The following is an 11,669-nucleotide window of genomic DNA, read 5'->3' on the forward strand; positions in this document are numbered from 1 at the left end:
GGACAAGTAACGTTTAGTTATCTCTAATTTTAATTCATGGCTGTAACGGATACAACCTACATGTTTCGATTCTGACATAAGTTTACTTTGGTATTTTGTCAACTTATTTCAGGACAGGACACCGTTACCATTCTGCCTGCCGATAATTGTCAGCAGGCCTGCGCATAATTATCGACAGGCTAGCCCACAATTGTCGACAGACCTGCTTATAATTATCAACAGGCAATTCCATTGGCAAAAATTCAGACAAACATGATGATGATATTTAAAGAGGATCACAATGTTCCGGTATTTTCCAGGTGAAGAAAATGGTTTTCCCGATATTTTCTTAACTTTGCGAATAGTAACGTTGACTAAACAATAATGCGATGAAAACAAACATTCCGGAACGTATTGCCTCACTCAGAGAGGTAATGAAAGAAAAAAATATAGACGCTTATATCATTCCCAGTTCAGATCCGCATCTGAGCGAATACCCTGCCGACCGTTGGAAATCACGCGAATGGATATCCGGTTTTGACGGTTCTGCCGGAATAGTGGTCGTAACAGCCGATAAAGCTGGGTTATGGACAGACTCACGGTATTTCCTTCAAGCCGGTATTCAACTGGAAGGTTCAGGCATCGAACTATATAAAATGGCTTTGCCGGAAACTCCGACAATCCAGGAGTTCCTGCTTCATGAATTGGAAAGCGGACAAACCGTCGGAACAGACGGACAGACATACAGCGTAGCTGAAACGGCAATACTTGAAAAGGCCCTGCGCCGAAAAGAGATCAAACTGGAAACATCCTACGACCTGATCGACCTGGTCTGGAAAGACCGGCCTGCCATCCCCGGTAATCCGCTGTTTGAAATGCCTGTCGAGCTAAGTGGAAAATCCGTCCGCGAAAAGCTGGATGAATTAAATAACATGCTTCGCAAAGAAGGAGCCGACAGCCTGATCCTCGCTGCTCTCGACGAAGTGGCCTGGACATTTAATATACGCGGAACAGACGTCGCTTACAATCCGGTGGTAATCAGTTATGCGTTTGTCTCGGAAGACGAAAGTGTGCTTTTTATCGACCCTAAAAAGATAACGGCAGAGTCTGCTGAAAACCTGAAAAAAGAGGGGGTTATACTGGCCGACTACACGATGATACAGAAATACCTGTCCCGGCTTCCGGAAAACAGCCGCGTATTCATCGACCCGGCAAAAACAAATATATCATTGTACAACGCCCTTCCCAAAGGCTGCACGATCATCGAAGGCATCACACCCGCCAACCACCTGAAAAGTATCAAGAACGAAACAGAAATAAAAGGATTCCGCAACGCTGTGATAAAAGACGGTATTGCCCTAACCCGTTTCTACATCTGGCTGGAAAAGAAATTAGCAGCAGGAGAAAAAGTAACAGAACTCAGCGCATCAGCCATGCTGACGACTCTACGTGCAGAACAACCGCAATACATCATGGATAGTTTTGAGACCATCTGCGGATACGCCGCCCACGGAGCCATCGTGCATTATGCCGCCACGCCCGAGACCGATGTGGAGATTAAAGCAGACAGTATGCTTCTGATGGACTCCGGTGCCCAGTATCTGGACGGAACGACCGACATCACCCGTACGATAGCCCTAGGTGAACCGACCGAACAGATGAAAAAAGATTTTACCCGTGTACTGAAAGGCACGATCGGGATTGCCAAATGCAAATTCCCGGCCGGAGCAAAAGGTGTTCAACTGGATATCCTGGCCCGCAAAGCATTGTGGGATGCCGGCATTAATTACCTGCACGGAACGGGACACGGAATCGGTCATTGCCTGAATGTACACGAAGGCCCGCAGAGTATCCGTATGGAAGCAAACCCTGTCCCACTGAAACCCGGCATGGTAATCAGTGATGAACCAGCCATGTACCGGACAGGCGAATACGGCATCCGGACAGAAAATATGGTTCTGGTCCGCGAAGACAGTGAAACGGAATATGGTAAATTTTACGGATTCGACACACTGACTTTATGCTACATCGACACCAAACTGATCGTTGTCCCGATGTTGTCTGTCAGGGAGCGTGCATGGATCAACAAATACCACCAAATGGTATACGACTTGTTAAGCCCTCATCTGAATGAAGATGAAAAGGCCTGGTTGAAAGAGAAAACAGCAGAAATCTAAAACACTTGTCTACTATAAAATTATGGCAATAATAAAATCAGTAAGAGGCTTTACCCCAAAGATCGGTAAAGACACATTTTTAGCAGACAACGCCGCAATTATCGGCGATGTCGAAATAGGAGACGGTTGCAGCATCTGGTTCGGGACTGTCCTCCGCGGTGACGTAAACTCGATCCGCATCGGAAACGGTGTCAACATACAGGATGGTTCCGTACTGCATACATTATATGAAAAGTCAACCATAGAGATTGGCGATGACGTTTCGGTGGGACACAACGTTACCATACACGGAGCCAAGATATGCAACGGCGCCCTGATCGGAATGGGATCGGTTGTCCTCGATCATGCCGTGATCGGTGAAGGAGCGATCGTAGCTGCCGGTTCAGTCGTACTGAGCAAGACGATTGTCGAACCGGGCAGTATCTATGCCGGCGTACCGGCTAAGTTTGTAAAGAAAGTAGACCCGGAACAGGCGAAAGAGATTAATCAGAAAATTGCTAAAAACTACCACATGTATTCAAGCTGGTATAAAGAAGATTCGGAATAAATGAAAAAAACAGGTTGGGCAATACTGCTGGCTCTATGTTGTATCGGAGGCTATCTGGTATTGCCCTCCAATTATTATCTGCGTCGTGCGCTGATTCATCTGCTCCCGAAGATCGACCAGTATCCGATCTTTGAAAACCGGACCATAGAAGCAGGAGCACCACAAGCATGGATACAGTCTGAGGACTACAACAAACTCTCCATCCCCGAAAAATACCTGCCGGTATTTGATGAACTGGGAACGGTCGCTTTTGTCATTATCAAAGACAGTTCTTTACTTTTCGAACAATACTGGGAAGATTATTCCCCTAAATCGCACAGCAACTCGTTTTCCATGGCCAAAAGCATTGTTTCACTGGCTATAGGATGTGCTATTGACGACGGATTCATCAAAAACGTAGATCAACCGGTCAACGATTTCTATCCGGAATTTCAGGGATACAATGGAAAAGTACTGACCCTCCGTCATCTGCTGACAATGAGTGCCGGTGTAGATTTCGACGAAGCCTACTCCTCCCCTTTCTCGCCTACCACGAAATTGTATTACGGGGATGACCTGGAAAAGATCGCTTTAGGCATGAAAGAAACGGAAGAGCCGGGCGTTAACTTTATCTACCAGAGCGGGGTGACACAACTACTTTCCCTCATTGTAGAAAAAGCGACCGGAGAGAACATCAGTTCGTACGTTTCTAGAAAATTATGGACTCCAATAAATGCGGAAGAAGATGCGCTCTGGAGTCTGGATAAAAAAGAGGGTATCGAAAAAGCATATTGCTGTTTCAACAGTAATGCCCGCGACTTCGCCCGTTTCGGACAACTGATCTTAAACAAAGGCAGCTGGAACGGCAGGCAACTGGTTTCCGAATCCTATATAACGGAAGCGACAACACCCGACACCAGCCTGACCTTCAAAGAGTATAATGAGACAAACCACTGTTACGGTTTCCAGTTCTGGCATCTTACCTATAAAGGCATGGAAATTCCTTACATGCGGGGAATTCTCGGCCAATATGTTTTCGCCATCCCGGAACTGAATGCCGTCGTCGTACGCCTGGGGCATAAACGCAGTGATACACGTTCCGCCCAACATTATCCGGATGATATCGATACGTGGCTGGGAGCCGCGGTGGAAATGATACAGGAATCAACTAAAAATCAGAATAAATCAGAATAAACATACTAAATTAAACAACAAATGAAGAAAACAGTTTTAACTGCGCCAATCGCAGCATTGTTACTCCTTTCTTGTGCAGAAGCGCCACAGGAGAAAGGTAAAGAGATCACTTACACGCCGCAGGCTGCTTACAATCCTCCGACGTATGTATGTTACAAAGCTCCGGCTCCGATCAAGATAGACGGCAAGCTATCTCCCGAAGAATGGGATGCGATTCCCTGGACTACCGACTTTGTCGATATCGAAGGTGACAAACGTCCTAAACCACTTCTGCAAACACGGGCAAAAATGACTTATGATGATAACGGTATGTACTTCGCCGTTCTGATGGAAGAACCGCATGTATGGGGCACCATCACGGAACACGATGCCGTAATCTATCAGGATAACGATTTTGAAATATTCCTCAATCCGACAAACGACACGCATAACTATCTGGAATATGAAGTAAACTCACTGGGTACGGAATGGGATCTGTATCTGAGCAAACCTTACCGGGATAATCCGCAAGTCCTGAACAACTGGGAATTTGCCGGTATGAAATCGGCCGTTCATGTAGACGGGACTTTGAACAACCCGAAAGATACCGACAAATCATGGAGCGTGGAAGTTTTCATTCCCTGGTCTTCCATCTATCAGGTAGCAAGAGGGAAAAACAAGCCTGTACCCGGCGAACATATCCGTACGAACTTCTCACGTGTGGAATGGACAACGGATATACAGGACGGAAAATACGTAAAAGTCCCTATCAAAGGCGAAGATAAGATTCGTGAATACAACTGGGTATGGGCTCCGACAGGGGTTATCAATATTCATATGCCGGAATACTGGGGATTCGTACAGATATCCGATAAAGTGGCCGGAACCGGCGAAACACCATTCGTAACAGACCCGAATGATGAAGTTAAATGGCTTCTGCGCAACTTGTATTACCGTCAGAACGAATATGCTGCTACCTTCGGCGAGTATGCACCATCTGTAACCGCTCTCAAACCCGAAGAATTATGTCCGGCAGAACAGGCCAAACAGATCAAACTGTTCAATACGCCTTCCATGTATGAAATCACATTGCCCGGAACAGACGGTAATGTATGGCATATCCGACAGGACGGATTGGTTTGGGCTTCCAAGAAATAATTGAACCTACTTTTCCCTTGATGGAAAAGTAGACAAAAGATCAAGGCTTAACCGGCTTCACTGCTACGGTGAAAGACTACGCTGTCGCCTCTGAACTCGCTACGCTCAAACAGCAGACGCTCCGAACGCTTCGTCTTTCCCCTTCGCGGACGTTCACCCGCTTAGGCCTTTCCCAAGAAGCACAGCTTCCTCTTTGGATTGCCGATACCGACATCTAAATATAACAGGTGCTTTCTCTTTCAACAGCCGGTATCGGCAATCCCAGGAGAACGCTTTGCGTTCTATGAAAGGCCTCATCTGGTGAGCGTAAAGCGAAGCATCCGGAGTGAGCGCCCGGAGGCTGTGCTGTTTGAGCGTAGCGAGTTCACAGACGACAGCGAACGGAGGATGCGCAGTAGCGAGGCAGATGTAGCCTTGATCTTTTGGTTACTTTTCTATCAAGAGAAAAGTAACATTCAATTCTGATAACAAATGAAACAATACAAATACCTCCTTTTTGATCTCGACGGTACAATTACCGATTCGGAAAGCGGGATTACCCGCTGCGTTGAATATGCACTGAACCATTTTGGCATTCAGGTAAACGATTTACGCGAATTATCACCGTTCATCGGTCCTCCTTTGATGGATTCATTCAAAGACTTTTACAATTTCACCGATGAACAGGCAACTATCGCCGTTGCCAAATACAGAGAAAGATACGCAGTCAAGGGTATTCTGGAAAATGAGTTATATCCGGGGATTAAAGAATTGCTGGCACAAGCCCGACAAAACGGCAAAACCGTCATACTGGCCACATCCAAACCGGAAATATTCGCCAGACGCATTCTGGATTATTTTGAATTAAGCAGTTATTTCTCTTTCGTCGCAGGAAGTGGCCTGGATGGTTCGCTTCATACCAAAACGGATGTAATCAACTATATATTAGAGGCAAACGACATAACAGACCGAGATTCAGTCGTCATGATCGGCGACAGGAAACACGATATCATCGGTGCCAAAAACACAGGAATAGATTCTATCGGCGTTTTATACGGATTCGGAGATTACGAAGAACTATCGGAAGCCGGAGCGGATTATATAGCAGAAGATATTCCGGCACTCCGCAGATTACTTCTGTAGTTTTGCATTATTCTTCCGATTTTATTCACGTTTTCGGTGTTTTCCTCTTACTTTTGCATATGAAGGAAAGCAATTTAGGATTTGCCTTATGATGAATGTTATAGAAAAGATAAACTCTTCGTACCCCATTTCAGATGATACGATACGAATATTGAAAGAAAATGTGACTTTATGCCATTTCCCTAAAAAATATCAATTGATAAAGGCAGATATGTTTTGCAAATCAGCTTATTTCATAGAGAAAGGAATGACCCGCTCTTTCTGGCTGGTAAACGGGGAAGAAATAACAACTTCCTTCTCTGACGAAGGGGGAATTGTTTTCAGCATGGACGAATTATACTATAACAAACCCAGTGAAGAATTTGTGGAAACACTTGAAGACGTTGTTGCCTATAGAATATCACTGACCGACTTACTCCGGCTGTTTGAGACAAATATTGAATTAGCCAATTGGGGAAGAGTCATTCATCAAAACGAATACAGACGATTACACCGTTCACATAAGGAACATCTTACATTATCGGCCAAAGAGAGGTACGAAGAATTTAAACAGCAGTTTCCTCTGGTTTGCCAGCGGGCACAACTGGGATATATCGCTTCATATCTGGGAATAACGCTGTCGACACTCAGCCGTCTCAGAGCTCAGAAATAATCTTTCCCCGGCAAAATTTGACGTAGGACAAATGTTAGGAAACAGAAGTTCTCTAATTTTGGGGCGTCATTGACAACAGCTTACAATAATAATCTAAATTATAAATTTTATCATGCAAAACATTTCTTCCGCTGCATTTACAGACACTAAACCTCATTACGACCTTCTTGACGGATTAAGAGGGGTAGCGGCCCTTTTAGTCGTATGGTATCATGTGTACGAAGGCTACGCTTTTGCCGGAGGCAGCGATACCATCGGAGGTATCAACCATGGCTATCTGGCCGTTGATTTCTTTTTTATCCTATCCGGCTTCGTTATCGGCTATGCTTACGACGACCGTTGGGCAAAGAGTTTAACCCTGAAAGATTTCTTTAAACGCCGTTTAATCCGTCTGCATCCGATGGTTATCATGGGAGCGGTTCTGGGTCTTATCACTTTCCTTATTCAAGGCAGTGTAAAATGGGACGGAACACATGTGGCTATCTCCACAGTTATGTTATCCTTACTTTGCTCCCTGTTTTTCATACCCGCCATACCGGGAGCCAGTTACGATGTCAGAGGGAATGGTGAAATGTTTCCGTTGAACGGTCCCAGCTGGTCATTATTCTTCGAGTATATCGGTAATATTCTTTATGCCTTGTTTATTCGCCGATTATCCACCAAAGCATTGACTGTAGTCGTCTTTTTAATGGGTGTGGCACTGGCTGCGTTCGCTTCCCTCAATGTTTCCGGATACGGTAACATCGGAGTGGGTTGGACACTGGACGGTGTGAACTTTATCGGCGGATTGTTACGAATGCTTTTCCCTTTCTCCATGGGTATGCTCTTATCCCGTAACTTCAAACCCATAAAGATTAGAGGCGCTTTCTGGATTTGTTCAATTATATTACTGGGATTGTTCTCAGTTCCTTATCTGGAAGGAACCGACCCGATTTGCATAAACGGACTTTACGAATCGTTTTGTATCATCATCGTTTTCCCTATCCTTATTTGGTTGGGAGCATCGGGAACTACTACGGATATAAAGTCTACGAAGATTTGTAAATTTTTAGGGGATATCTCTTTCCCGCTTTATATCATACACTATCCGTTCATGTACCTGTTCTATGCCTGGCTGATCGACAAGCAGCTTTTCACTCTCGGAGAAACCTGGCAAATGGTTCTGGGCGTTCTTACCTTAAATATAGTTGTGGCTTATCTGTGCCTGAAACTATATGACGAACCAGTAAGAAAATGGTTAAGCAAAAAGTTTCTGGCTAAGAAATAAGTATTCTATACATTAATTATAATACAGACGCGGATTTTACGGATAACACTTTATACAAGAACCGTAAAATCCGTGTCTGCAATATATTAATAACATAAACCTATCAGATACCGGCAAAGAATATCCCCGCCAAACACAGCCACACAATAAAGAATACCTAACGGATATCCTTTCAAATTACAGGACACTTTCAAAGCCTTGAACATCCATACCAATGCCCACACCAAAAATATCATACCGATCAACGACAGCCATATCCCGACCAGGAAACCGGGTTGAGCCATTAGCTCCATCGGCGGCACATTCATATCGATCTTCGTCAGGTTTTGCATCGGAGGCAGCATATTGAATAAATTCATAAAGATAAAAGGTAACTGGGCAAAAGCAACAGTCCCCAATACATCGATCACCCTTATCCGTGAACGTGACAAGATCAGTCCGCCCAGATAAAACAACACGGCCGGAACTATCCAGACAACCAGATGTTCCACTGCATAACACCACCAGGCCGGATTAGGCGCCGGACCGAAATGTAACAACCCGTGATAATGCCAGCCGGAGAGATAACATATAACTGTAGAAACTACCATTCCTAATAATCCCCACCCTAACGCTTGTCCTCCGGCAATCCATTCAAACGGATTAACAAGAAAATCCAACCACTGTTTTTTCATAACTACTCTATCTTATTTAATTTATCAATCAGATCATCCAGAACATTCCTGACGGTAGGATAACTCACCCCCATACTCTTCGCCATGTCTTTCAGGCTTCCGCTCGACTTAATAAAATCAACGATAAACTGTTGTTCTTTCTCAGTCAACCGTGCCAAAAGAGGCAGTTCAAAGTTCCCGCAAACCTCCGTGTCGCATTGTCCGCAAAACAACCTCCCCACTCTCAGAGGGGAATCACAGGCAGGACACTGCAACGGCAAGCGTTTTCTGACTTCTCCCATAATCACTTTTTCTCTTTAATAAACGAACTTAACGACGAAATCAAAGTGGCATTAACCGGTAAAGAAGGATTTGCATACACCGCCATCTGTTTTTGAGGATCAGTCGTATCACAATCTTTCAGTACATGATTCATCTTTTCTATCAAAAGAAGTGTTGCAGAAGGAGCCGCTTTCTTCAACAACTCCGCATCTTCCACCAGAACCTGTATATCATTTTCCCCTTGTACGATCAACACCGGAATTTTCAACTCCTTAATTATCTGTTGAGGATTATATTTATACCATGATATCATATAGGGTTGGACCGATTGCCTGAACAATGCCTCCATACCGAACGGTACATTCGGGACTAATTTACCCTGCTTCAACGAATCATTGATAGAAGCGACCATATTCCTGACAGATTCAGGTTGGGACGAAAGTTGTTTTTCTATTATCTCATAAGCCGGTCTTCCCGCCCCAGCCAAAGAAACAAATGCTTTTACTTTCGGATTATTACGGCATGCCAGCATCCCGATCAACGAACCTTCGCTATGGCCGATCACCGTAATACCGGTAAAACGTGAATCCTTTCCCAGATAATCGATCCACCCTTTCACATCGTTGACATAATCCTCAAAACGCAAGTCAGACTCTTTCTTTCCTGCCGGTGCACTGGATGCTATTCCCCGTTTATCAAAACGTAAAGAAGCTATACCCTGCTTTGCCAAATCTTCGGCCAGATACTTCAAAGAATTATTCGTCATCTGTCCGATCGCAGAATTACCATCCATATCGGTCGGTCCTGATCCGGCAATCAACAAGACTACAGGAGAAGATTTCATTCCTGGGGGAAGAAGTATTTTTCCATGAATGGCTCCGTTTTGAGTATTCAGGGTTACCGCCTCATCAGCCAGCGGTTGTAATTGCCCGAAACAAACAACGGTAACAAAAGAGAAGATAATGCTGAATAATAATTTTACCTGTTTCATATTATTGCTTTTCTAATAACTTATCCGGACAAATATATGAATTATATTGAATAAAATTCAACACGAGATAAATTTTATTCAATTACAGATAAAAATAATTCATACCAGGTAAGATATTCCTGTCCCGGAATATCCCTTATTTTTCTTTTACCATATTTTAGCCATTCCAATTTGTATCCCTTATCTTTGCAACAGATTAAATACATAACATAAACGAACTATATCATGAAACGAAACAACCTATGGATAACCACCCTGGCCTTGGGTATCGCGTTATCCGCCTACGGACAGCAAGCCGACGGAGGTATTTCCGCGGAGATGCTGCAACAGATCAAACAATCTTACAAAGGAACACCGACTGATAAAGCAATTCATAATGCGATCAGTAATAACGACATCAACAAACTGGCTGTAAACGCTGAAAGCAAAAACAATTTCGACACTTACTTTTCTCACAAAGTAAACGGTAAAGGCATCACCAACCAGAAATCTTCCGGACGTTGCTGGTTATTTACCGGACTGAACGTATTCCGTGCACAGGCAATCGCTAAATATAATATGGGAGATTTCCAGTTCTCACAAAACTATTCTTTCTTCTGGGACCAACTTGAAAAAGCAAACCTTTTCCTGCAAGGCATCATCGATACCCGGGAAAAACCGATGGATGACAAGATGGTGGAATGGTTATTTAAAAACCCGCTCAGCGACGGAGGACAGTTTACCGGAATATCCGATATCCTGGGAAAATACGGCGTTGTTCCTTCCGACGTAATGGTAGAAACCAATAGTAGCGAGAGTACCGGAAGAATGGCAAACCTGATCAGTCTCAAACTGAAAGAATTTGGCTTGCAACTACGCGACCAGTCAGCCAAAGGGGCTAAAGTAGCCGCACTGGAAAAGAATAAAACCGAAATGCTGGGAACTATTTACCGGATGCTGGTCCTCAACCTGGGTGAACCGCCTACGAAATTTACCTGGACACGCAAAGACGCCAAAGGCAATCCGGTTGAAACGAAAGAATACACGCCCCAGTCATTCTTCGATGAATATATCGGCAAAGACCTGACAAACAATTATGTCATGTTGATGAACGATCCGAGCCGCGAATACTATAAGTTATACGAAATCGACTTCGACCGCCACCGCTATGACGGCAAGAACTGGACATACGTTAACCTGCCGATAGAGGACATCAAGGAAATGGCTATCGCCTCTATCAAAGACAGCACCATGATGTACTTCTCTTGCGACGTGGGTAAATTCTTCGATCGTGAACGTGGCCTGCTGGACGTGAACTATTACGATTACGGCTCACTGATGGGTACTACTTTCGGTATGGATAAGAAACAACGCATCCAGACATTCGCCAGCGGTTCGTCGCATGCCATGACCTTAATGGCAGTGGACCTGGACGCCAACGGCCAACCGAAAAAATGGATGGTTGAAAACAGTTGGGGACCGGGTGCCAACAACGGACATTTGATCATGACCGACGAATGGTTCAACGAATATATGTTCCGTCTGGTAGTCGATAAGAAATATATCACCGGCAAAGTAAAAGACGTCCTCAAACAAACACCGACCCGTCTTCCGGCCTGGGACCCGATGTTTGCTGACGAAAATTAATCGTTATATTGGAGAATGCAGATAAAACAAAAGCGGCAGACACAGTCTTACCGCTTTTGTTTT

Annotated in this window: 12 protein-coding genes; 9 read left to right on the plus strand and 3 right to left on the minus strand. The window is 44.4% G+C overall.

Going from position 1 to position 11,669, the window contains the following annotated elements; translation table 11 throughout:
- Positions 1 to 368 precede the first annotated feature (368 nt).
- The 8 genes from NBH15_RS16960 to NBH15_RS16995 all read left to right on the plus strand — a co-directional run bounded on the left by NBH15_RS16960 (position 369) and on the right by NBH15_RS16995 (position 8,054).
- Positions 369 to 2,156, plus strand: a complete 1,788-nt coding sequence (locus NBH15_RS16960; RefSeq protein WP_250823130.1) for an aminopeptidase P family protein — start codon at positions 369 to 371, stop codon at positions 2,154 to 2,156.
- A gap of 22 nt (positions 2,157 to 2,178) precedes the next feature.
- Complete coding sequence (locus NBH15_RS16965; RefSeq protein ID WP_007654214.1) at positions 2,179 to 2,703, plus strand: gamma carbonic anhydrase family protein; 525 nt, start codon at positions 2,179 to 2,181, stop codon at positions 2,701 to 2,703.
- Positions 2,704 to 3,876 carry a serine hydrolase domain-containing protein gene (locus NBH15_RS16970; RefSeq protein ID WP_250823131.1) on the plus strand — a complete coding sequence of 391 codons (1,173 nt, stop codon included), beginning with the start codon at positions 2,704 to 2,706 and terminating at the stop codon, positions 3,874 to 3,876.
- A 21-nt stretch (positions 3,877 to 3,897) separates the two neighbouring features.
- Positions 3,898 to 5,013, plus strand: a complete 1,116-nt coding sequence (locus NBH15_RS16975) for a carbohydrate-binding family 9-like protein (protein WP_250823132.1) — start codon at positions 3,898 to 3,900, stop codon at positions 5,011 to 5,013.
- Between the two features lie 300 nt (positions 5,014 to 5,313).
- Positions 5,314 to 5,478 carry a hypothetical protein gene (locus tag NBH15_RS16980; RefSeq protein WP_250823133.1) on the plus strand — a complete coding sequence of 55 codons (165 nt, stop codon included), beginning with the start codon at positions 5,314 to 5,316 and terminating at the stop codon, positions 5,476 to 5,478.
- 6 nt (positions 5,479 to 5,484) lie between these two features.
- A complete protein-coding gene (locus NBH15_RS16985; RefSeq protein WP_250823134.1) occupies positions 5,485 to 6,135 on the plus strand; it encodes an HAD family hydrolase in 651 nt (216 codons plus the stop codon).
- A gap of 88 nt (positions 6,136 to 6,223) precedes the next feature.
- Positions 6,224 to 6,787 carry a Crp/Fnr family transcriptional regulator gene (locus NBH15_RS16990; protein ID WP_128133210.1) on the plus strand — a complete coding sequence of 188 codons (564 nt, stop codon included), beginning with the start codon at positions 6,224 to 6,226 and terminating at the stop codon, positions 6,785 to 6,787.
- Between the two features lie 112 nt (positions 6,788 to 6,899).
- Positions 6,900 to 8,054 carry an acyltransferase family protein gene (locus tag NBH15_RS16995; protein ID WP_010800500.1) on the plus strand — a complete coding sequence of 385 codons (1,155 nt, stop codon included), beginning with the start codon at positions 6,900 to 6,902 and terminating at the stop codon, positions 8,052 to 8,054.
- 86 nt (positions 8,055 to 8,140) lie between these two features.
- Here NBH15_RS16995 and NBH15_RS17000 read toward each other — a convergent pair whose 3' ends face one another.
- The 3 genes from NBH15_RS17000 to NBH15_RS17010 are packed head-to-tail and all read right to left on the minus strand — an operon-like array spanning position 8,141 to position 9,980.
- Entirely contained in the window at positions 8,141 to 8,728 is a 588-nt protein-coding gene (locus tag NBH15_RS17000; protein WP_250823135.1) for a YIP1 family protein, read from the minus strand.
- A gap of 2 nt (positions 8,729 to 8,730) precedes the next feature.
- Positions 8,731 to 9,009: a DUF2089 family protein gene (locus NBH15_RS17005; protein ID WP_007654224.1), complete on the minus strand. Its 279-nt coding sequence runs from the start codon at positions 9,007 to 9,009 to the stop codon at positions 8,731 to 8,733.
- A gap of 2 nt (positions 9,010 to 9,011) precedes the next feature.
- A complete protein-coding gene (locus tag NBH15_RS17010) occupies positions 9,012 to 9,980 on the minus strand; it encodes an alpha/beta hydrolase (protein WP_250823136.1) in 969 nt (322 codons plus the stop codon).
- Positions 9,981 to 10,205: 225 nt separating this feature from the next.
- On the opposite strand from NBH15_RS17010, the gene NBH15_RS17015 reads away from it, so the two are divergent.
- On the plus strand, positions 10,206 to 11,606 hold the full coding sequence (locus tag NBH15_RS17015; protein ID WP_128133207.1) for a C1 family peptidase: 1,401 nt from the start codon (positions 10,206 to 10,208) through the stop codon (positions 11,604 to 11,606).
- Positions 11,607 to 11,669: the final 63 nt, after the last annotated feature.

The sequence above is a fragment of the Parabacteroides caeci genome (assembly GCF_023656795.1).
GTDB classification, from domain to species: Bacteria; Bacteroidota; Bacteroidia; order Bacteroidales; family Tannerellaceae; genus Parabacteroides; species Parabacteroides segnis.

Coding starts and splice junctions, on each gene's coding strand:
- NBH15_RS16985 (WP_250823134.1), top strand. CDS start 5,485: ATGAAACAATACAAATACCTCCTTTTTGATCTCGACGGTACAATTACC.
- NBH15_RS17010 (WP_250823136.1), bottom strand. CDS start 9,980: ATGAAACAGGTAAAATTATTATTCAGCATTATCTTCTCTTTTGTTACC.
- NBH15_RS16970 (WP_250823131.1), top strand. CDS start 2,704: ATGAAAAAAACAGGTTGGGCAATACTGCTGGCTCTATGTTGTATCGGA.
- NBH15_RS16965 (WP_007654214.1), top strand. CDS start 2,179: ATGGCAATAATAAAATCAGTAAGAGGCTTTACCCCAAAGATCGGTAAA.
- NBH15_RS16975 (WP_250823132.1), top strand. CDS start 3,898: ATGAAGAAAACAGTTTTAACTGCGCCAATCGCAGCATTGTTACTCCTT.
- NBH15_RS17005 (WP_007654224.1), bottom strand. CDS start 9,009: ATGGGAGAAGTCAGAAAACGCTTGCCGTTGCAGTGTCCTGCCTGTGAT.
- NBH15_RS17015 (WP_128133207.1), top strand. CDS start 10,206: ATGAAACGAAACAACCTATGGATAACCACCCTGGCCTTGGGTATCGCG.
- NBH15_RS17000 (WP_250823135.1), bottom strand. CDS start 8,728: ATGAAAAAACAGTGGTTGGATTTTCTTGTTAATCCGTTTGAATGGATT.
- NBH15_RS16990 (WP_128133210.1), top strand. CDS start 6,224: ATGATGAATGTTATAGAAAAGATAAACTCTTCGTACCCCATTTCAGAT.
- NBH15_RS16995 (WP_010800500.1), top strand. CDS start 6,900: ATGCAAAACATTTCTTCCGCTGCATTTACAGACACTAAACCTCATTAC.
- NBH15_RS16960 (WP_250823130.1), top strand. CDS start 369: ATGAAAACAAACATTCCGGAACGTATTGCCTCACTCAGAGAGGTAATG.